Origin of the sequence: Acinetobacter sp. UBA3132, assembly GCF_002364825.1 — a bacterium.
Taxonomy (GTDB): Bacteria; Pseudomonadota; Gammaproteobacteria; order Pseudomonadales; family Moraxellaceae; genus Acinetobacter; species Acinetobacter schindleri.
The window spans coordinates 1,611-23,805 of sequence record NZ_DEZM01000031.1; the positions used below are offsets into that span (position 1 = coordinate 1,611).

Here is a 22,195-nt window from a genome sequence, read left to right on the forward strand (position 1 = left end):
TAACCCGTGCGAATCCGGATGCTGATCAATATCCACTTCAGGAACGTATTGTTGTTGACGATCCGTTACTACAAGAAGAAGTGAATAAAAACGTATTCATGACTCGCTTAGAAGATGTGCTGCACACTGCAGTAAACTGGGGGCGTAAGAACTCAGTTTGGCCGTTCAACTTTGGTACATCTTGCTGCTACGTAGAGTATGCAACGACCTTAACCGGCGTGCATGACTTGTCACGTTTCGGTGCCGAAGTTATTCGTGCTTCACCGCGTCAGGCGGATTTGATGATTGTTGCAGGTACCTGCTTCGTGAAAATGGCTCCGGTGATTCAACGTCTGTATGAACAGATGCTTGAACCGAAATGGGTTATTTCAATGGGTGCATGTGCCAACTCAGGTGGTATGTACGACATTTATTCAGTTGTACAAGGCGTGGATAAAATTATTCCGGTGGATGTGTACATTCCAGGTTGCCCGCCACGTCCTGAAGCATTGATTCAAGCACTCATGCTATTGCAAGACCAGATTCAACTTGAGCGTCGTCCGCTTTCTGCGGTGATTGGTGATGATCTTCAGCCAGTGTATAAGCCAAAGATGATGCCAGAACGTGACCGTAAGAAAGATCAGCGTATTGCTGTGAAAAATCTGCGCTCAATGGATGAAATTAAATAATTTAAGCGACAAATTTCTTTATGCACCCGACTTGGGTGTAGTTGTCGTTTAGGTTGACTGAATTTGTATTAAATAGGAAGCCAAGCCAATGGCTGAAACTGACATTGCTATGCCAGAATCAACATCTGTTGATTCCCGCCCTGCATTTGCAATTGTAGAAGAGCTCAAAACCAAGTTTGGTGAGAACTTCTATGTGCAAACAACTTTCGAGGATTTCCCGACAGTTTGGGTTGAGCGCGCACGTGTACAAGACGTTTTAATGTTCTTGCGTACAGTGTCACGTCCATACGTGATGTTGTTCGACCTGTCAGCGGTAGATGAGCGTCTGCGTACGCACCGCGACGGTTTACCTGCGTCTGACTTCACTGTGTTCTATCACCTGTTGTCGCTAGAGCGTAATACGGACATCCGTATTAAAGTTGCATTGAGTGAGAGCGATCTCAATATCCCGACTGCAACCAACATCTGGCCAAATGCCAACTGGTACGAACGTGAAGCCTACGATATGTTTGGCATCAACTTCGAAGGGCATCCAATGCTCCGTCGTATCCTGTTGCCAACTTACTGGGAAGGTCATCCACTTCGTAAAGAATATTCTGCACGTGCGACTGAATATACCCCGTACCGTCAGAACCAGGCGAAGCAGGACTACGAACAGGAACATCTTCGTTTCGTTCCTGAAGACTGGGGCATGAAACGCGGCACAGCCGATGAAGACTTCATGTTCCTGAACCTGGGTCCTAACCACCCGTCTGCGCATGGTGCATTCCGTGTGATTTTGCAGATGGACGGTGAAGAAATTAAAGACTGCGTACCAGATATCGGCTATCACCACCGTGGTGTGGAAAAAATGGCTGAACGTCAAACCTGGCATTCATTCATTCCGTATACAGACCGTGTCGACTACCTTGGTGGTTGTGCGCAAAACATGCCATACGTGATGGGTGTAGAGCAAATGGCCGGCATTACCGTGCCTGAGCGTGCGCAATGTATCCGTGTCATGATGTCGGAACTGTTCCGTATCAATAACCACTTGTTGTATATCGGTACTGCGATTCAGGATGCTGGTGGTATGACGCCAGTATTCTATATGTTCGCCGACCGTCAAAAGATCTATGACGCGATTGAAGCGATTACCGGTTACCGTATGCATCCAGCATGGTTCCGTATCGGCGGGACTGCGCATGACCTTCCAAACAACTGGCAGCACCTGATCCGTGAAATCCTGGATTGGATGCCAAAACGTTTGAAGGAATACCACACTGCAGCACTGAAAAACTCTGTATTTGAAGGCCGTACCCGTAACGTAGCGCAATACGATGCTAAATCTGCATTGGCATGGGGCGTAACAGGTACCGGTTTACGTGCGACAGGTATCGACTTTGACGTACGTAAATACCGTCCTTACAGTGGTTATGAAAACTACGATTTCGAAGTGCCGGTGGAGTACGAAGGCGATGCATATGCACGTGTGATCGTTCACTATCGTGAAATTGAGCAATCGCTGAAAATCATCAAGCAATGTCTGGACAATATGCCGTCTGGTGCATACAAAGCGGATCACCCACTGGCTGTTCCACCACCAAAAGACAAGACTTTACAAGATATTGAAACCTTGATTACGCACTTCCTGAGCGTGTCATGGGGTCCTGTAATGCCTGCAGGTGAAGCATCTGTAATGGCGGAAGTGGTAAAAGGTGCATCGAACTACTACTTGACTTCAGACAAGTCAACCATGAGTTACCGTACCCGTATCCGTACACCGACCTTCACCCACTTGCAGCAAATGCCTTCCGTGATTAACGGCAGTCTGATGTCTGACTTAATCATTTATTTAGCGACAATTGACGTCGTAATGGCTGACGTGGATCGCTAAGGGGTAAACGCTTTATGATGATTTTGACTGATAAAAAGCCACGTGTGAATGTTGAAGGGATTTTGACAGCTGACGAAATCCACGAGATTGAACATCACATTGGTCACTATCCGTACCCACGTGCAGCGTGCCTAGATGCGCTGAAGTGTGTACAGCGTCGCAATGGCTGGGTAGACGATGCACAGATGAATGCCATCGCGCAGATGCTGAGTATGAGTCTTGCCGACCTTGAAGGTGTTGCGACTTTCTATAACCGTATTTACCGTCAGCCGGTAGGCCGTCATGTAATCCTGTTATGTGACTCTATTGCGTGCTTCTTGATGGGTGCGGAAACTTTAGCAGAAGCTTTCCAGCGTGAATTGGGGATTTCGTTTGGTCAAACAACCGCTGATGGTCGTTTTACTTTGCTACCAATCTGCTGCTTAGGTAACTGTGACAAAGGTCCAACCCTGATGATTGATGAAGATACTCATGGTCTGGTTGAAGTGACCTCAATTAAACAGTTATTGGAGAAGTATGTATGAATACTGAACCAAAACCAATTTATGGCGACGGTAATCCAGAAACGCATCCATTGACCTGGCGTTTGAGCAAACAAGCCAATGTTCGTAGTGTTGATGACTACGAAGCTTTAGAAGGTTATGCAGGCTTTAAGAAAGCGCTGACCATGCCGCCTAAAGATGTGCTTGAAATCATTAAAGCAGCGACTGTTAAGGGTCGCGGTGGTGCAGGCTTCCCGGCAGGTATCAAGTGGTCTTTGATGGCGCCAAATGACAATTCAGGTCCTCGTTACCTGATTTGTAATGCCGATGAGATGGAACCAGGTACTTTCAAAGACCGTCTGTTGATGGAAGATCTTCCACACCAGCTGATTGAAGGTATGTTGATTGCAGGTTATACGCTTGAAGCAACCCATGGTTATATCTTCATCCGTGGTGAATACATCGAAGCTGCTCAGTACTTAAATGAAGCACTTGAGCAAGTTCGTGCCAAAGGTTACCTGGGTGACAACATCCTGGATTCAGGCTGGAGCTTCGAATTACACGTGCATACTGGTGCGGGTCGTTATATCTGTGGTGAAGAAACCGCATTGATTAACTCGCTTGAAGGTCGCCGTGCCAATCCGCGTACTAAACCACCATTCCCGCAGGTTGCAGGTGCTTGGGGTCGTCCTACGATTGTCAACAACGTAGAGACCTACAACAACTTGCCAGCAATCATGCTGCGTGGTCCTGAATGGTACATCGGCTTATCTGCGGGTAAATCGAAAGATCCAGGCACAAAAATCTACGGTGCATCAGGTAAAGTTAAATTCCCTGGTCTTTGGGAACTTCCATTCGGTACCACTGCACGTGAAGTGATTGAAGATCATGCCGGTGGTATGCGTGATGGCCTGAAACTGAAAGCTTGGTTACCAGGTGGCGCATCCACTGACTTCCTGGCAGCTGAACATATTGACCTTCCTATGGATGCGGAAAGCATCATGAAAGCAGGTTCTCGTTTAGGAACGTGTTTGCTGATGGTGGTTGATGAAACTCAATGTATGGTTTCAGCAACACGTAACCTAGAAGAATTCTTTGCGCGTGAATCTTGTGGTTTCTGTACACCTTGCCGTGATGGTTTGCCTTGGGCGGTGAAAGCGCTTAAAGCACTAGAAGATGGTACAGGTAAGAAAGAAGATATCGATCACTTACAAGAGCTTACCCGTAAGCTTTGGATTGGTAAAACTTTCTGTGCTCACGCACCAGGTGCGATGGAACCGTTAATGGGCGCACTCAAACATTTCCGTGGCGAGTTTGAAGCAAAAGTGGTGAATGCCGCAGCTCAAACCAGCAACGTAGAACAAGCTTAAGGAATTCGACTATGGCTACAATTCATGTCGATGGAAAATCGTATGAAGTCAACGGCTCAGAGAACTTGCTACAAGCATGTTTGAGTCTGGGCATCGACATCCCATACTTTTGTTGGCATCCATCCTTAGGTTCTGTCGGCTCTTGCCGTCAATGTGCTGTGACCCAGTACGCGAATCCAGAAGATACGCGTGGCCGTTTGGTCATGTCATGTATGACGCCTGCGTCTGACAATACCTATATCTCGATTGAAGACAAAGAAGCAAAAGATTTTCGTGCTTCGATTGTTGAATTCTTGATGACCAACCACCCGCACGACTGTCCAGTCTGTGAAGAGGGTGGTCACTGTCACCTGCAAGATATGACAGTAATGACACAGCATGACCGTCGTCGCTACCGTTTCACTAAGCGTACGCATTACAACCAGGAACTTGGTTCGTTTATTGCGCACGAGATGAACCGTTGTATCGCATGTTACCGTTGTGTGCGTTACTACAAAGATTATGCTGGCGGTACCGACTTTGGCGTATATGCCAATGCATCACGTGTGTACTTCGGCCGTCCAGAATCAGGCACTTTGGAATCTGAATTCTCGGGTAACCTGACTGAAGTATGTCCGACTGGTGTATTCACCGATAAGACTCACTCAGCACGCTATAACCGTAAATGGGACATGCAGTATGCGCCTAGCGTATGTCATGGCTGTTCTTCAGGTTGTAACATCTCTCCGGGTGAGCGTTATGGTGAATTGCGTCGTGTAGAAAACCGTTTCAATGGTGATGTTAACCAGTACTTCCTATGCGACAAAGGTCGTTTCGGTACAGGTTACGTAAACCGTGAAGATCGTCCACGTCAGCCACAGTTCCGTACAGGTAACAATGTAGAAACTATTTCAGTTGATACTGCACTGGATACTGTGATTGCAAATATCCAAGGCAAAAAAGTTCTGGGTATCGGCTCTCCACGTGCGTCACTTGAAACCAACTATGCATTACGCGAGTTGGTTGGTCAGGACAACTACTCAACTGGTATGTCTCAAAAAGAGCAAAACCTGGTTGAATTGGCTGCTTCAATCATGCAAACCGAGGGTGTTTATAACCCGAACATGCGTGAAATCGAAAGCTACGATGCTGTTCTGATTCTGGGTGAAGATCTGACTCAAACTGCGCCACGCATGGCTTTATCTGTTCGCCAAGCTGCGAAGAATAAAGGTAAAGAAATGGCGGCAGAACGCCGTACACCAGACTGGCTGGCTGAGCCTGTTCAACGTATTGCGCAAGATGCAAAATCTCCGATTTACATTTTGGCAGCAACACAAACACGTCTAGCTGACGTAGCAACAGGTGAAGTGGTTGCATCTCCAAACGACATCGCGCGTTTAGGTTTTGCGATTGCAGCAGGTGTGAAAGGCGAAAGCATCCTGGGTTTAGATGACGATGCCAAAGCATTTGCACAAACGATTGCAGATACGCTGAAAGCTGCGAAGAAACCACTGATTGTTTCTGGTACTAGCTTGCAAGACGCTGCGATCATGGAAGCTGCTGCACAGGTTGCACAGAACCTTGGTAATGCTGGTCTGACTTTGACTGTTCCTGAAGTGAATTCGATGGGTCTGGCAATTTTCGGTGGTCACAGTCTTGAACAAGCATTCGCTCAAGATTACGACACTGTGGTGATTGTTGAAAACGACCTTTACCGTCGTTTACCAACCGCTCAGGTAGATGCTGCACTGGCAGGTAAAGAAGTGATCGTGCTTGATCATTCTGAAACTGAGACAGTAAAGAAAGCCAATATCGTACTTTCTGCTGCATCGTTTGCTGAAGGTGACGGTACTGTAGTCTCGCAAGAAGGCCGTGCACAGCGTTTCTACCAAGTGTATGACCCAAGCTATTACAATCCTGAACTGGCCATCAAAGAATCTTGGCGCTGGTTGCATGCCATTGAAACTGGTGTGAAAGGTCAGTCAATTTCCTGGACTGTACTTGATGACGTGATTGATGCAGTAGCGAAAAATGTTCCTGCACTTGAAGCGATTCAAGACGTTGCTCCAGACGCGGGCTTCCGTGTTCATGGTCTGAAAGTTGCACGTGAACCACGTCGTTACTCTGGCCGTACTGCAATGCGTGCACCGCTTTCTGTACACGAGCCGAAACAGCCGACTGACCAAGACACTGCGTTAACCTTCTCGATGGAAGGTTATGTGGGTGACCAGACTCCATCTCCACTTGTGCCATTTGCATGGTCAGCGGGCTGGAACTCTCCACAAGCCTGGAACAAATTCCAGGATAAAGTGGGTGGTCATCTGAAAGGTGGTGATTCTGGTATCCGTCTGTTCGACCTGTTACCGAAACGTCCAGCGCGTACTTTCGTTGCACCAGCACCTGTGCTTGTGAACGCTGAAAGCTTCCGTCTGGTACCGATGCATCACATCTTTGCCTCTGGCGAATTCACGATCAAAACACCAGCAATGGAATCACGTATTCCGGATGCAGTATTTGCAGTGGGCGAACAGGATGCTACACGCTTGAACCTGCAAGACGGTCAGAAGATCACTGTGAAAGCAGGCGAGACTTCAATCGTTCTTCCTGTACAAGTGATTGAATATTTACCTACAGGTTATATTGGTTACCCAATTGGTCTAGCACCGACGGTATCTCTTGCAGAGCCTGTTTCAGTCGCGGTAGGAGTGTAATTCATGGAACAAGAATTGATCCGTCAGACGCCGCTGTGGGCTGAAAACTGGCCAATTGCCTATTCAGTCATTCAAGCGATTGTGATCTTGCTAGTTGTGGTGCTGATCGCAGCGTTGATGTCATTCATTGAACGTCGTTTACTGGGCTTATGGCAGGACCGTTACGGGCCTAACCGTGTAGGTCCGGGGGGTATGTTCCAGATCGTTGCTGACATGCTGAAAATCATGTTCAAAGAAGACTGGACACCAAAATTTGCTGACAAGCTGACGTTCCGTATGGCGCCTGCAGTGGCGATGGCAACTGCAGTGCTGTCGTTCATGGTTATTCCTGTTTCACCTTACCTAGGTGTTGCAGACATGAGCATCGGCCTGTTGTTCTTCATGGCAATGGCAGGTATTGCAGTTTATGCAGTACTGTTCGGTGGCTGGTCATCGAATAACAAATACGCGCTTTTAGGTGGTTTACGTTCTGCAGCTCAGACTATTTCTTATGAAGTGTTCCTGGGCATCTCGTTGATGGGTGTAGTGGCAATTGCTGGTTCATTCAACATGCGTGAAATTGTAGAAGCACAACGCGATGTATGGTTTGTGATTCCTCAGTTCCTTGGCTTCCTGATCTTCGTGGTTGCAGGTGTGGCGGTTACTCACCGTCATCCATTTGACCAACCAGAAGCAGAACAGGAATTGGCTGAAGGTTACCACGTGGAATATGGCGGTATGAAGTGGGGAATGTTCTTCGTTGCAGAATATGTCAACGTCGTACTGATCTCTGCATTGATCGTAACCTTATTCTTCGGTGGCTGGTTAGCGCCTTTTAACCTGGAAATTTCATTCATTCCACCAGCATTCTGGTTCATTATCAAAACAGCATTCTTTGTAATGATGTTCGTACTGGCACGTGGTTCATTAATGCGTCCACGTTATGACCAGGTGATGAACTTTGGTTGGAAAATTTGCTTGCCATTGGCGTTGGTTAACCTTTTGGTGACTGGTGCTGTGATTCTGATGAATCAGGCCTAAGACAGCAGGGAGAACAAAATGTTTAAATTTCTAGCTGGATTCGGGTCAATCGTTCGTTCGTTGTTCATGGTGTTCAGCCATGCAACGCGCAAACGTGACACCATCTTGTACCCAGAAGTACCAGCCGAGGAAATCGTGCCACCACGTTTCCGTGGCCGTATTGTATTGACGCGTGACCCAGATGGCGAAGAGCGTTGTGTTGCATGTAACCTGTGTGCGGTTGCCTGTCCGGTAGGCTGTATCTCTCTGCAAAAAGCAGAAAAAGAAGATGGCCGCTGGTATCCGGAATTCTTCCGCATCAACTTCTCACGCTGCATTTTCTGCGGTATGTGTGAAGAAGCATGTCCAACCACTGCAATTCAAATGACACCTGATTTCGAACTCGGTGAATATGTTCGTCAAGACTTAGTCTATGAAAAAGAACACTTACTGATTTCTGGTCCTGGTAAATATCCTGACTATAACTTCTATCGCGTAACAGGTATGGCTGTAACTGGTAAAGAGAAAGGTCAGGCACAGCGTGAAAGTGCGCCTGTTGATGTACGGAGTCTATTACCATGATGTGGCCGTTTTATCTGATGGCGCTTGTGGCCATCGTCTCTACGGTTCGTGTAGTGACTAACGCGAACCCGGTACATGCTTTGTTAAGTCTGATTGTTTCACTTCTTGCAGTTGCAGGCATGTTCATGATCGTTGGAGCGCCGTTTGCCGGTGCTCTTGAAATCATCGTTTATGCTGGTGCGATCATGGTCTTGTTCGTATTCGTGGTCATGATGCTGAACCTGGGTGAACAAACCATTGAGCAGGAGCGTAAGTGGTTAACTTCAAGTGCCTGGGCTTACCCGGCACTCATGAGCTTCCTGATCGGTCTGATCTTGGTTTGGGTGCTGAACTCAGACTACGCTCAGCCGTCTCTGGTGATGGGTGCTGAAATTGTTGGCCCTAAAGCAGTTGGTCAAACGCTTTTTACACAGTACTTACTATTGGTAGAAGTTGCTGCGATGTTACTGTTAGGCGCACTTGTTGCCGCTTACCATCTTGGCAAACGTGAACCAGGTGCAGAAGAGGACAATAAATAATGGGCAACATCCCTTTAGAGCATGGTTTGATCGTTGCATCCATTCTTTTTGCACTGGGTTTTTACGGTGTAATGGTGCGACGCAACCTGCTATTCATTCTAATGAGCCTTGAAATCATGATGAACGCTGCTGCTTTAGCGTTTGTCCTGGCGGGCAGTGCCTGGGCACAGCCAGATGGTCAGATTATGTTCATCTTTATTCTGACGCTGGCTGCGGCAGAGGCGTGTATTGGTCTTGCGATCGTCCTTCAGTTCTATCATCGCTTCCATCATCTGGATGTGGATGCTGCTAGTGAGATGCGCGGATGAGTTATTTATATCTAACAATTTTATTTCCGCTCATTGGTTTTGTCCTTTTAGCGGCAGGGCGTAACAAGCTTCCTGAATCTGTTGCAGCCATTATTGGTGTGGGTGCCGTAGGTCTGTCTGCATTATTTGCACTGATCGCGGGTATGGACTTTACGGCTAACGGTTCCGTTGCTCAAGTTCAGCATCTTTGGACCTGGTTCAATGTAGGCGGTTTTGCTCCTGGCATCAGTCTGCATTTAGACGGTCTGTCTCTGTTAATGCTTGGTATGGTGACTGGCGTTGGTTTCCTGATCCATATCTTTGCATCATGGTACATGCGCGGTGAAGAAGACTTCGCACGTTTCTTCTCTTACTTCAACCTGTTCGTTGCGAGCATGTTGCTGTTGGTTCTGGGCGATAACCTGGCGTTATTGTTCCTAGGCTGGGAAGGCGTAGGTCTGTGTTCTTACCTGTTGATCGGTTACTACTACGAGAACCCGAAAAACGGTTTAGCTGCAATTAAAGCATTTACTGTGACTCGTGTCGGTGACGTATTCCTGCTGATCGCAATGTTCCTGATTTTCCAGCAATTCGGTACGCTGAATACTCAGTACATCGTTGAAAATGCTGCGACTGTGATGACTCAAAGCTCATCACTGACCATCTGGACTGCATTAATGTTGTTCCTGGGAGCTGCAGGTAAATCTGCACAGATCCCGTTACAAACATGGTTAGCTGACGCGATGGCTGGTCCTACACCAGTATCTGCCCTAATCCACGCTGCAACGATGGTCACAGCGGGTGTTTACCTGTGCTGCCGTCTGTTCACAGTATTTGAACTTGCGCCTGAAGTGATGATGTTCATTTCGATTACTGGTGCGGTGACATTACTTGTAGCTGGTTTTGCTGCGCTTGTTCAAACAGACATCAAACGTATCCTTGCTTACTCAACCATGAGTCAGTTGGGCTATATGTTTATGGCGGTTGGTGCTGAAGCTTACCAGGCAGGTTTGTTCCATATGCTGACTCACGCATTCTTCAAGGCATTATTATTCTTGTCTTCTGGTGCAGTGATTCTGGCTTACCACCACGAACAAAATATCTTCAAGATGGGCGGTCTGTTCTACAAGAACAAATTCCTGTTTGCTTGTTTCGCGATTGGTGGCGGTGCATTGGCTGCAATTCCATTCATCACTGTGGGCTTCTTCTCGAAAGATGCCATCCTGGGTGCGGTATGGGTACAAGGTCAATCAGTTGCGGTATATAACTCACTGTACTGGGTAGGTGTTGCAGGTGCGTTCCTGACTTCAATCTATACCTTCCGTCTGATCTGGGTTGTATTCTTCGGTAAAGAAAATACCCCTTATCACGAAATCAAGGGTGTGACTTACTGGGGTCCATTGGCGATTCTTGCGGTTCTTTCTACTTTCGTTGGCGCAGCATTGAAAGCGCCTGTAGAAAGCATCCTGAATTCAGCTAAAGTTCCTGCGTTTAATATTCCTGAAGCACTTGAGCATGGCATGCATACTGCAGAATATACTGCGGTAGGTATTGCACTGGCAGGTCTTGCGCTAGGCGTAGTGTTATTTGCCTTTGCTTATAATGCAGTGAAATCGTTTGCTAAAACTTCACTGGGTGCTGGTCTTGCGAACATTTGCCGCAATGCACTTGGTTTTGATGCACTGTATGACCTGATCTTTGTGAAGCCTTATTTATTCTTCGCGAAATTGTTCGGTCGTGATCCAATTGATGGCTTGTGGTTAGTACTGCCTGCACTTGTAAAAGGTGGTCACAGCTTTACCAGCTCACGTCAAACTGGTTCACTGCGTGAATATGCATCTAGTATGGGGCTCGGTGTCGTTGTCCTACTGATGATCTTGCTCGTGATTCAGGTAGTGGGGAAATAAAATGGAAGCTCCAAACAACATGATTTTGCCGGCTCTGATCCTCATTCCGTTCATTGCAGGTTTTGTATGCTGGTTGGTCGACAAGCTCGACCAGTCTCTACCGCGTTATATCGCGTTAATCGGGATGCTGGTAACCCTGGTGTTAACCGTGGTTCTCTGGCAGAACGGTACTTATGTTTATGAATTAGGCGGTGCTACACCTTCGTGGGCTGCTGAGTTCAAATTGCCTTGGATTCAAACTCTGGGTATTAACATTCACCTAGCGGTGGATGGTTTATCTTTACTGATGGTTGGTTTGACTGCACTGCTTGGTGTATTGGCAGTCGGCTGTTCATGGGGTGAGATTCAGAAAAACGTTGGTTTCTTCCACTTAAACCTTTTATGGTCTTTGGGTGGCGTAATTGGTGTGTTCCTGGCAATTGACCTGTTCCTGTTCTTCTTCTTCTGGGAGATGATGCTGGTACCGATCTACTTCCTGATTGCGCTTTGGGGGCATAAAGGGGCAGAAGGCAAGTCACGTGTATATGCTGCAACCAAGTTCTTCATCTACACACAGGTTGCTGGTCTGGTGATGCTGATTGGTATCCTGGGTCTGGTGGTTGCTGGTTACTCAATGACTGGCGAAATCCGTTTCGACTACAACTTCCTGTTGGGCGTTGCGAATACACTGGATACGCAAGTTCCAGCATTGGCTTATGCCTTCATGATCTGTATGTTCATCGGTTTTGCAGTCAAACTTCCAGTTTTCCCACTGCACGGCTGGTTACCAGATGCGCATGCTCAGGCACCAACAGCGGGTTCTGTTGACCTTGCAGGTATCCTGATTAAAACTGCTGCGTACGGTTTACTGCGTTTCGTTATGCCGTTCTTCCCGGCAGCTTCGGCTCAGTTTTCAGACATTGCGATCATTCTGGGTCTGATTGGTATTTTCTACGGTGCATGGTGTGCATTCCAGCAAACCGACATGAAACGTCTGTTAGCGTACACATCTATTTCACACATGGGCTTCGTTCTACTTGCACTTTATGCAGGTAACGTACTGACTTTCCAAGGTCTGATGATCATGATGCTGGCTCACGGCCTGTCATCTGCGGCATTGTTCATTATGTGTGGTCAGGTGTACGAACGTGTTCACACACGTGACATGCGTCTAATGGGGGGGATGCGCGGTCAGTTCCCATACTTAGCATTCTTCCTGATGTTCTTCGTAGCAGCGTTGGTGGGTATTCCTGGTCTAGGTAACTTCATCGGTGAATTCCTGATCCTGATGGGTGCATTTGGTCAATATCCGACTTATACAATCCTTGCTGCAATCAGCTTGGTGTTTGCTGGTCTGTACGGTCTGATCATGATTCACAAGTCACTGTTTGGTACGCCAAACGAAGAGCAAAAGCAGCATTACACGAATCCGCTGAAAGATTTAAATACGCGTGAAGTGGTAATCCTGTTGATCTGTGCGTTTGGTCTGTTATGGCTTGGTCTATACCCACAAAGCTTCCTTGATATTTCAAACTCAAGCATGGCGTGGTTAGCAAATAGCTACATTCCTGTGTCTGAAGCAGCTGATGCTGTGCAGCAAGCTGCCGTTTCAGCTGAAAATGTGGAGATCCAATAAGCCATGAACTTCACAATGTCTTTTTCTGAGCTTATGCCCCTAGCACCTGTGATGATCGTGGCGTTGACTGCGATCGTTGCAATGCTGGTGACAGCAGTTAAGCGTAACCATAACCTGGTTGCGACGACGACAGTTATTGGTTTAAACCTGGCTGCGTTATATATGATCTTCGTCCTGTTGGCGGGTAAATTTGCACCTGCCAACGTGATGAACCTGTTCATCGTAGATCCGTTTACGATGCTGTACCAGTTTGTGATTCTGATTGCTGCACTTGCGTGTAGCACACTGTCACATGCATACATTGAAACCTATAAAGACAACCGCGAAGAACTCTACATCTTGATGTTGTGTTCGGTTGCGGGTGCAATGTTGATGGTGGCAAGCACGCACTATGCTTCATTCTTCATCAGCCTTGAGTTAATGTCGATTCCGGTTTACGGCCTGTTGGCGTATACACATCAACGTTCTCAGTCGCTTGAAGCGGGTGTGAAATACCTGGTATTGTCAGCAACTGCATCTGCAATGCTGCTGATGGGTATGGCTTACATCTATGCGTACACAGGTACACTGAACTTCACTGCTGAACCAGGCAAAATGTTCTCTGCATTTAGCCAGCCAGCTGTGGTAATCGGTCTTGCGCTAATTGTCTTTGCTGTGGCATTCAAACTATCGCTTGCACCATTCCACAAGTGGACACCAGACGTATATGCAGGCGCTCCATCACCAGTTGCAACTTTCCTTGCGACTGTTGCAAAAGTAGCAATGTTGGGTCTGTTTGTGCGTTATGTATTGTCTTCAGGTTTAATCTTGGCAGACAGCTTCGTCACCATCATTACGATCCTTGCAGTGCTTTCGATTCTTGCTGGTAACTTGCTGGCAGTGAAACAGGTGAACCTGAAACGTATCCTTGCATACTCTTCAATTGCTCACTTCGGTTATGTACTGGTTGCCATCGTTTCTGCACGTAACTCTGACTTCCTGCAAATCCAGGGCTTCGCGACATTTGAAAGCGTGAATGTGTATATCATCACTTATGTGTTGACGACAATCGGTGCATTCGGTGTAGTAACCCTAATGTCTAGTCCGTATAACAATACGGATGAAGCAGGTAGTTTGGCTGAGTACCGTGGTCTGTTCTGGCGCCGTCCAGTATTGACTGCTGTATTAACGGTGATGATGCTGTCTCTTGCTGGTATTCCATTAACAGCGGGCTTTATTGGTAAGTTCCTGGTTATAAAAACTGCGGTAGCAGGCGAGTCTTGGTTCCTTGCTGCAATGGTCATCCTGGGTTCAGGTATTGGTCTGTATTATTACCTACGTGTAATGGTGGTAATGTACATGACTCCACCAGAAACGCCTCGTCTTGACGCTGTAAATCACTGGGGGCAAAAAGTGGGTGGTATCATGGTGCTGGCAGTGGCTGCACTGGTACTGATCCTGGGTGTTTACCCAGATCCAATGATCGCATTCTCTAAGCTTGCTTTCTTTGCAATCTCACCTGAGCTTCAACAGTTCATTTTCACTTTGGTGCAAAGCGGTTATAACTAATTAATCGAAAGATTAGAACGTTATTACAAAAAAAGCCTCCTCGACAGGGGGCTTTTTTATTTATATAAAAACGAAAATCGCTTTATAATAAGCAGCAATTTATCTTTAACCTTTTAGGTGTTCTCCCGTGGCTATCCATGAAATCCGTCATCCTTTAATCCGACATAAACTCGGTTTACTTCGTCGTGCAGACATCAGTACCAAGAACTTCCGTGAGCTGGCTCAAGAAGTGACCATGCTCTTGACTTATGAAGCGACCAAGGATCTTCCTGTTGTTGAGCATGAAATTGACGGTTGGAACGGCTCAGTCACTGTAGACCGTATCGCTGGTAAGAAAATTACCGTTGTGCCAATTCTACGCGCCGGCATTGGTATGCTGGATGGTTTTTTGAACCTGATTCCAAGCGCTAAAGTATCTGTACTGGGTCTTGAGCGTGATGAAGAAACTTTAGAAGCACGGACTTACTATAAAAAACTGGTACCAGATGTACAAAACCGTATTGCGATGATCATTGATCCAATGCTGGCGACGGGTTCTTCTCTGGTGGCTGCAATTGATGTGCTGAAAGCAAGCGGCTGTAAAGACATTCGTGTGATGGTACTGGTTGCTGCACCAGAAGGTATTAAACGTGTTGAAGCAGCACATCCAGACGTGGTGATCTTTACGGCTGCGGTGGACGATGGCTTGAACGAAAATGGTTACATCGTTCCAGGTCTGGGCGATGCGGGCGACAAGATTTTTGGTTCGGTTCAAAAAGACTAATTTTTGAAAATGAACAGGAAAGGGGCTTTTATAGCCTCTTTTTTATATACTGAACAATATAATGGTCAGATTAGGGTACATAAATGAGTTCTGAACAATATCAAGGCAAAGTCAAACAGTACAATGCAGAGAAGGGCTTTGGTTTTATTTCATCTCCAGAAGGTGATGTATTTTTCCATATCTCGGATTTTCCTGCAGACTCAGGTGAGCCAAAGCGTAATGACCGGGTAAAGTTTAACGTGGTTCAAAATGGTGATAAGTACAAAGCTATTAAAATTGAACGCGTAGCTGATAAGTCCAAGAAAGCGAAAAAAGCCAAGGCTGTCGCGGTAAATACTTCAATTACCACTGAATTATTGTCTAGCTTAAAACGTTAAATTTTTACTTTCCATCTAAACTGAAAAGGGGCTTTAGAGCCTCTTTTTATTTGATTTTTTATTTAATGTAATTTTATAACGGTTTTTTTAACTTAAATGCTATGCGATATTGCTAAAACAATAAAATACCTACTAAAGCTCACAATATATCTTATGGCCTTCCACTTAAAATACGCATCTATGATGATTCAGGGACATATATCATGTTTACAGATGGAAGAGTTAAAACCTATGACTCCCTAAGCGGGACCGGAAGCATTGAACTGGCAAACACGGCACAGGAGTTAGGTTTCCAGTTACAGCAATTACCTTCACCTGAAATAATGCCTCAAGTTGGAGAGCGGCTTAAATTCAGAATCATTGAAGAACAGAATAAGATTCAACTGGACAATATGGTGCGTCTAGATATCAAACCCCAACAGGAATTTGTTCCTGATGTAGTCGTACTGCCATCTCTAGCACCTGCCGCGGTGGCTGTTCCAGTACGTAACAGTATTTTCTTTAGTCCTACACTCTGGCTGGCTTTTGTATCAGCGCTTGGATTCATGATATTTGGAGAAATTTAGTTCAGTCTTCAGTTTTTAATAAGATATTTGTCCCATTCTTAAAAAAGCGCCTTAAGGCGCTTTTTTAATTTGAACAGAAATTTAGGCTTCACAGAATTTCATAAAAGCTTTTAAACCTGGACCTTGATACTTCTGACGGTGTACCAGCATAAATAATGGACGGGTTAGAGACCAGAAGGGTGTATCAAGAATCACCAACTGACCTTTTTCACGTAAAGGTTCAATTGCCAGTTTAGAAATACAGGACATACCTATGCCACCTGCAACTATCTTCAGAATTGCCTCGTTATGACCGAGTGTCAGACGGATATTAGCATCTGGAACATCTTGCAGAATGGCATTGTCAAAGACTTCACGCGTGCCTGAACCTTCTTCACGAAGAATCCATTCTACAGATTTAAAGTCTTCAGCAGTCAGTGGACGGTTTAACTGAGCAAGTGGATGATCCGGAGCACAGCACACAGCGAGTTCATCATCGCGCCAATGAATACATTGCAGCTGCGGTAGATGACAAGAACCTTCAATCAGGGCCAAATCTAGCTGGAACTGATTCACAGCTTCAATCATTTGACGGGTATTGCCGACTTGCAGTTGCAAGTGAGCCTGTGGCTGGATTTTCAGGAAATCCGCCATCAGGTCTGGCATCAGATAGTCAGAAATGGTCAGCGTCGCACCGAGACGAAGATCGATGCTTTGCAGTTCACCTTTGGCTGCCTGCTCGAAAGCTTCACAGCGGCCAAGGATTTCAAGAGCTTGTGGGAGAAGAAAACGACCTAAGTCATTGAGCTGTAAACGCTTACCAAGACGGTCGAATAAAGGCGCGCCAAGACCATCTTCTAAATCTGCTAAAGCCATACTCGCCGCACTTTGGGTGAGTTTGACTGCATCACTGGCTTTGGTGACGGTACCTTCTTGAGCAACTGCTACAAAAACAGCCAACTGGCGTAGAGTCATGCGCATGAATAGAGCCTTAACATTTAAAAAATATTAATAAATTATGCTGTCATGCTACCATGAGCATAGTCTTTGATGCCACGTTTGAATCATGTCTATTGAAAAATTTAGCTTAGAAAAGGTTTTATCTGTACACCGTTGGACCGATACGCTGTTTAGTTTCACCATGACCAGACCTGCACACTTCAAGTTTACTGCAGGGCAGTTTGCGCGTATTGGCTTGAAGATAGGAGATGAACTCGTTGTCCGGGCATATTCAGTGGTGTCTTCACCTTTCGATGAAACCCTGGAATTTTTCTCAATCGTGGTGCCTGAAGGTAAATTTACTTCAAATTTACAACATCTTAAAGTGGGTGATGAACTTTACTTGGAAAAGATTCCTTATGGCTATCTGACCCTGGCACGTTACCAGCTGCCATTACCACAAGATTTATGGTTACTGGGAACAGGTACAGGTTTGGCGCCATTTTTATCCATGCTGCAAGACTTTGAAACCTGGAATAACTATAAGCAAATTAATCTGGTCTATAGCGTGCGTACGCAAGCTGAACTGGCTTATGTAGAGCGTATTCAGGAAATTGCAGAAAGCTTTGGTGAAGGACATAGCGGCTTTAAGTTTATTCCAATTATTACCCGTGATCCTGAAGCAGCATTGCATGACCGTTTACCGGTTCTGATTGCAAATGGTGAACTGGAAAAAGCCGCAGCTATGCAGCTTAATCCTGAAACCAGCCATGTCATGCTCTGCGGTAATCCGGATATGGTTGAAGATACCAAAGAAGCATTAAAAGCACGTGGCTTGACCATGAACCGTCGTGGTGAAGGAAATATTGCAGTCGAGAATTATTGGTAAGCATTATTCTCCCTCGTCCTTCGGGGTGAGCAGCATCGCTGTGCAAGGGAAGGGATTAAGTTAAAAAATATTTCTTGAAATCAGAATCCCCTTAAATCCCTCTTTGGTAAAGGGGGACTTTTATTTTCTTTAAACACAAAAAAACCTCCATGTCGGAGGTTTTTTACTTTGTATCTCTTAATGGACAAACATATCCATAAAGTCCCGGATTTCCTGGATCGCTGTCTCTACATCAGAGGTCAGCCACGTCGGTTCAAAGAAACCGGCATAATGTTCGATGCGTTCCGCAGGCACGACCAGACGTACCGGACATTCTTCTTCCAGTAAGCGCCATGGAATGATGGGTACGTCATTGTCGAGCCAGGCTGCGACATTACGCACATCAATGATCATTGCATTCACGCAGTCCGGGAATGGCATCACCGACATTTCTTCGGTACGACGACGGAAATATTCCAGATCCTGCCAGCGCAGCAAAAAGCTTGGCTTGCTGAATTCAATAATTCCAATCAGATGCTGATCGCGGGTGTGGTGTAACGCACATTGATGTGTGACGTCAGTGTCAAGATCAAGCGATACACTTTGTTGACGATACGCCATAAAAATCGAGTGTATAAATAGGAGGTGGATGATTATAGCGCATTTCGTACCGATAGGGCAGCGATTCAGTTTGCTTTCCCTAGACAGTGGATGAACTGGTACGGCTTATGCATATCCTCAGGGAACAAAGATAAAAACAAAGAGGTTGCTATGTCAGAGTCAAAAAGTGTCATCGATACCGACGTCACCGAAACAACAGTACAAGAAGATTATTTTGCCCTGCGACAGCTGAAAAAAGGTGCTGTAGGCTGGCTGCTCCTCGTGGGTTTAGGGGTGGCCTATGTGATTTCCGGTGACTTTGCCGGCTGGAATTTTGGTCTGGCTCAGGCGGGTTGGGGCGGGATGTTTATTGCCACTGTTGTGGTGGCATTGATGTATTTATGCATGTGTCTGGCCATGTCGGAAATGTCGACCATGCTGCCGACTGCTGGTGGGGGTTATAGTTTTGCCCGGACTGCTTTTGGTCCCTTTGGTGGCTATCTGACAGGTAGCGCGATCCTGATTGAATATGCGATTGCACCGGCAGCCATTGCCTGTTTCATTGGTGCCTATTGCGAAGCTTTATTTGGCATTGGTGGCTGGATCATTTATCTGGTCAGCTATCTGATCTTTATGGGCTTGCATCTGAAAGGTGCTGGTGAAGCACTTAAAATCATGTTCGTGATTACCGCAATTGCTGCGGTAGCTTTGATGGTATTCATCTTCGGCATGTTGCCGCATTTTAATAGTGCAAACCTGTTTGATATTGCGGTCAGTACTGAAGCGGCGGGTGCCAGCACTTTCCTGCCATTGGGTTATCTCGGTATCTGGGCGGCCGTGCCCTATGCAATCTGGTTCTTCCTTGCTGTTGAAGGCGTACCATTAGCGGCAGAAGAAGCCAAAGATCCGGCAAAATCCTTACCGCGAGGTCTGATTGGTTCCATGCTGATTCTGGCATTCTTTGCGTTAAGTATTCTGTTACTCGGTCCTGGTGCAGCCGGTGCAGATGCCCTTAAAGATTCTGGTGCGCCACTAGTCGATGCCTTGGTTGCAGTCTATGGGTCTAATACCTGGATGGCAAGTTTTGTGAATTTTGTCGGGCTGGCGGGTCTGATCGCGAGTTTTTTCTCGATTATTTATGCCTATTCCCGTCAGATTTTTGCACTGTCACGTGCCGGTTATTTACCGAAAAAATTGTCTTTGACCAACAGCAATCATGCGCCTTATCTGGCCATCATTATTCCGGGGATTATTGGCTTTCTGCTGTCACTTTCAGGTGAAGGTGATCTGCTGATCCTTATGGCCGTTTTTGGCGCGACGATTTCCTATCTCTTGATGATGATGTCTTATATCAAACTCAAAGTATCTCGACCAAATCTGGCACGTCCTTATCAAGCGCCGGGCGGTATTGTCACGGCATCGATTGCTTTAGTGCTTGCAGCCATTGCAGTGGTCGCTGGCTTCCTGGTCGATCCAAAAGTCTGGTTAATGGCAGCTGCGATTTATGTCGTACTAATTCTCTACTTCCTGTTGTATAGCCGTCATCATCTGGTGGCCGGTACACCGGAAGAAGAATTTGTCCGTATCGAGGCAGCAGAAAAGGAATTGAAATAAACCATCTTGCAGGGAGAATACGCTTATGCTGTATCAGATCAATGTGGCCAGTCAGCATTATGTCTTTGAGGATTTAAAAACCTTATTGGCCAAGGCTACGCCTGAACGTTCTGGTGATCAGCTGGCAGAGATTGCGGCCGTGGATGCAACCGAGCGTGTCGCTGCACAAATGTGTCTGGCAGAGGTACCGTTACAGCAGTTTTTGCAAGAAGCAGTGGTTCCTTATGAAGATGATGAAATCACCCGCCTGATTCTGGATGAACATGATGCTGATGCCTTTTATCCGATCTCGCATTTTACTGTCGGAGATTTCCGTAACTGGCTGCTGAGTGCAGATGCCACCACAGAAAAACTTGCTGCTTTAAAAATGGGCCTGATTCCGGAAATGGTGGCGGCAGTGAGCAAGATTATGCGTAATCAGGATCTGATTCTGGTGGCAAAAAAAAGTCGTGTAGTTACGCGGTTTAGAAATACCATTGGTCTGGAAGGGCATCTTTCCACCCGCTTGCAGCCGAACCATCCGACTGATGATGTGATGGGAATTTCAGCTTCGATTCTGGATGGGCTGATGTATGGCAGTGGTGATGCGGTGATCGGGATTAATCCTGCGACTGACAACCTGCAAAACCTCTCCGAGTTATTAAAATTATTGGATCATATTATTCATGAATATCAGATTCCGACCCAGTCCTGTGTGCTGACCCATATCACTTCAGGGATTCAGTTGGCGAATAAAAATATCCCGATTGACCTGATGTTCCAGTCCATCGCGGGAACTGAAAAAGCTAATACCGGCTTCGGCATTAATCTGGAACTTTTACAGGAAGGTTATGAAGCGACTTTAAGCCTGAAACGTGGCACAGTGGGTCAGAACGTGATGTATTTTGAAACTGGACAGGGCAGTGCTTTGTCCAGTAATGGTCATCATGGGGTCGATCAGCAAACTCTGGAAGCACGTGCCTACGCCGTGGCACGTAAATTTAACCCTTTATTGGTCAATACCGTGGTCGGCTTTATCGGCCCGGAATATCTGTATAACGGTAAGCAGATTATCCGGGCAGGACTGGAGGATCATTTCTGTGGCAAGCTGCTCGGCGTGCCGATGGGTTGTGATATTTGCTATACCAACCATGCCGATGCAGATCAGGATGACATGGATATCTTGCTGACTCTACTCGCCAATGCCGGACTGAATTTTATCATGGGGATTCCGGGTTCAGATGATGTGATGCTGAACTATCAAACTACCTCTTTCCATGATGCTTTATATATTCGTCAGTTATTAGGCTTAAAACCGGCGCCTGAATTTGACCACTGGCTGCAACAGCAGGGTATTCTTTCTCAGCAAGCCCATCAGTTGCAGTGGCCGACTGAATTACCCAAACAGTTTTCCCGTTTGATGCTGTCTTAAGGAGTGATGATGAAACTGGTTCCTGATGTGCAATTTCAGTCACAGCTGCAAGACAATCCCTGGCAACAGCTCAAAGCCTATACCGATGCGCGTATAGCCTTAGGCCGGGCAGGTGGCAGTTTACCAACCCGACCAAGTCTGGAGTTTCAGCTGGCACATGCCCAAGCCAAAGATGCTGTGCTTAAATCACTTGCTGCTGACCAACTTAAAGCAAGTCTAAGCAGGACTGGTCTAACGATTTTAGACATTGAAAGCCAGGCAGTGGAAAAGGATTTCTATTTAAAACGCCCCGATTTGGGCCGTATCCTGTCTGATGAATCTAAAATGATGTTACAGCAATACCGGAATGAACATCATGACACTTGGGATGTGGTGATTGTCGCGGGAGATGGACTATCTGCACGTGCTACTGAAGAAAATACACCACACTTTATTCCTGCTTTGGTAGAAGCTTGCAAAGTACAAGGCTGGAGGTTAGCTCCTGTAATTATTGCCCGTGGTAGCCGTGTCGCACTGGGAGATGAGGTTGCAGAAAT

Annotated in this window: 21 protein-coding genes; 19 read left to right on the plus strand and 2 right to left on the minus strand. The window is 46.4% G+C overall.

Annotation, left to right across the window (positions count from 1 at the left end; all coding sequences use genetic code 11):
- The 15 genes from B4033_RS01165 to B4033_RS01235 form a co-directional block, all read left to right on the plus strand.
- Positions 1-668: NuoB/complex I 20 kDa subunit family protein (locus B4033_RS01165; RefSeq protein ID WP_286831306.1), on the plus strand; the 668-nt coding region annotated here is incomplete at its 5' end.
- A gap of 88 nt (positions 669-756) precedes the next feature.
- Positions 757-2,544 carry an NADH-quinone oxidoreductase subunit C/D gene (gene nuoC, locus B4033_RS01170; protein ID WP_004891702.1) on the plus strand — a complete coding sequence of 596 codons (1,788 nt, stop codon included), beginning with the start codon at positions 757-759 and terminating at the stop codon, positions 2,542-2,544.
- Between the two features lie 14 nt (positions 2,545-2,558).
- On the plus strand, positions 2,559-3,068 hold the full coding sequence (gene nuoE, locus B4033_RS01175) for an NADH-quinone oxidoreductase subunit NuoE (protein WP_004814680.1): 510 nt from the start codon (positions 2,559-2,561) through the stop codon (positions 3,066-3,068).
- Positions 3,065-4,396 carry an NADH-quinone oxidoreductase subunit NuoF gene (nuoF, locus tag B4033_RS01180; RefSeq protein ID WP_071321032.1) on the plus strand — a complete coding sequence of 444 codons (1,332 nt, stop codon included), beginning with the start codon at positions 3,065-3,067 and terminating at the stop codon, positions 4,394-4,396. Before nuoE ends, nuoF begins: the two co-directional genes overlap by 4 nt.
- A gap of 11 nt (positions 4,397-4,407) precedes the next feature.
- Entirely contained in the window at positions 4,408-7,086 is a 2,679-nt protein-coding gene (gene nuoG / locus B4033_RS01185) for an NADH-quinone oxidoreductase subunit NuoG (protein ID WP_184104292.1), read from the plus strand.
- A 3-nt stretch (positions 7,087-7,089) separates the two neighbouring features.
- On the plus strand, positions 7,090-8,106 hold the full coding sequence (gene nuoH / locus B4033_RS01190; RefSeq protein ID WP_004814686.1) for an NADH-quinone oxidoreductase subunit NuoH: 1,017 nt from the start codon (positions 7,090-7,092) through the stop codon (positions 8,104-8,106).
- Positions 8,107-8,124: 18 nt separating this feature from the next.
- On the plus strand, positions 8,125-8,667 hold the full coding sequence (gene nuoI, locus B4033_RS01195; protein ID WP_004814689.1) for an NADH-quinone oxidoreductase subunit NuoI: 543 nt from the start codon (positions 8,125-8,127) through the stop codon (positions 8,665-8,667).
- Entirely contained in the window at positions 8,667-9,185 is a 519-nt protein-coding gene (gene nuoJ, locus B4033_RS01200; RefSeq protein ID WP_171058617.1) for an NADH-quinone oxidoreductase subunit J, read from the plus strand. The genes nuoI and nuoJ overlap by 1 nt, the downstream gene beginning before the upstream one ends.
- Positions 9,185-9,493: an NADH-quinone oxidoreductase subunit NuoK gene (gene nuoK, locus B4033_RS01205; protein ID WP_004814693.1), complete on the plus strand. Its 309-nt coding sequence runs from the start codon at positions 9,185-9,187 to the stop codon at positions 9,491-9,493. Before nuoJ ends, nuoK begins: the two co-directional genes overlap by 1 nt.
- On the plus strand, positions 9,490-11,379 hold the full coding sequence (nuoL, locus tag B4033_RS01210; RefSeq protein WP_286831316.1) for an NADH-quinone oxidoreductase subunit L: 1,890 nt from the start codon (positions 9,490-9,492) through the stop codon (positions 11,377-11,379). Before nuoK ends, nuoL begins: the two co-directional genes overlap by 4 nt.
- Before the next feature lies 1 nt (position 11,380).
- Complete coding sequence (gene nuoM / locus B4033_RS01215; protein ID WP_286831318.1) at positions 11,381-12,994, plus strand: NADH-quinone oxidoreductase subunit M; 1,614 nt, start codon at positions 11,381-11,383, stop codon at positions 12,992-12,994.
- A gap of 3 nt (positions 12,995-12,997) precedes the next feature.
- A complete protein-coding gene (nuoN, locus tag B4033_RS01220; RefSeq protein ID WP_005223070.1) occupies positions 12,998-14,542 on the plus strand; it encodes an NADH-quinone oxidoreductase subunit NuoN in 1,545 nt (514 codons plus the stop codon).
- A 127-nt stretch (positions 14,543-14,669) separates the two neighbouring features.
- Positions 14,670-15,305 (plus strand): uracil phosphoribosyltransferase, encoded by a 636-nt coding sequence (gene upp / locus B4033_RS01225; RefSeq protein ID WP_004814701.1) that lies wholly within the window; start codon positions 14,670-14,672, stop codon positions 15,303-15,305.
- 83 nt (positions 15,306-15,388) lie between these two features.
- Positions 15,389-15,682, plus strand: coding sequence for a cold shock domain-containing protein (locus B4033_RS01230; protein WP_071321027.1), 294 nt, complete (start codon positions 15,389-15,391; stop codon positions 15,680-15,682).
- Positions 15,683-15,885: 203 nt separating this feature from the next.
- Positions 15,886-16,248: a hypothetical protein gene (locus tag B4033_RS01235; RefSeq protein ID WP_286831323.1), complete on the plus strand. Its 363-nt coding sequence runs from the start codon at positions 15,886-15,888 to the stop codon at positions 16,246-16,248.
- Between the two features lie 81 nt (positions 16,249-16,329).
- Here B4033_RS01235 and gigC read toward each other — a convergent pair whose 3' ends face one another.
- Positions 16,330-17,208 (minus strand): LysR family transcriptional regulator GigC, encoded by an 879-nt coding sequence (gene gigC, locus B4033_RS01240; protein WP_004814707.1) that lies wholly within the window; start codon positions 17,206-17,208, stop codon positions 16,330-16,332.
- 85 nt (positions 17,209-17,293) lie between these two features.
- Here gigC and B4033_RS01245 point away from each other — a divergent pair, with 85 nt between their 5' ends.
- Positions 17,294-18,055, plus strand: a complete 762-nt coding sequence (locus B4033_RS01245; protein WP_004814709.1) for a ferredoxin--NADP reductase — start codon at positions 17,294-17,296, stop codon at positions 18,053-18,055.
- 177 nt (positions 18,056-18,232) lie between these two features.
- Here B4033_RS01245 and B4033_RS01250 read toward each other — a convergent pair whose 3' ends face one another.
- Positions 18,233-18,655, minus strand: a complete 423-nt coding sequence (locus B4033_RS01250) for a hypothetical protein (RefSeq protein ID WP_004814711.1) — start codon at positions 18,653-18,655, stop codon at positions 18,233-18,235.
- Between the two features lie 150 nt (positions 18,656-18,805).
- On the opposite strand from B4033_RS01250, the gene eat reads away from it, so the two are divergent.
- The 3 genes from eat to B4033_RS01265 all read left to right on the plus strand — a co-directional run.
- Positions 18,806-20,248 (plus strand): ethanolamine permease, encoded by a 1,443-nt coding sequence (gene eat, locus B4033_RS01255; RefSeq protein WP_286831329.1) that lies wholly within the window; start codon positions 18,806-18,808, stop codon positions 20,246-20,248.
- 25 nt (positions 20,249-20,273) lie between these two features.
- Positions 20,274-21,659, plus strand: coding sequence for an ethanolamine ammonia-lyase subunit EutB (locus B4033_RS01260; protein WP_286831332.1), 1,386 nt, complete (start codon positions 20,274-20,276; stop codon positions 21,657-21,659).
- Positions 21,660-21,668: 9 nt separating this feature from the next.
- Positions 21,669-22,195: ethanolamine ammonia-lyase subunit EutC (locus tag B4033_RS01265; RefSeq protein WP_286831335.1), on the plus strand; the 527-nt coding region annotated here is incomplete at its 3' end.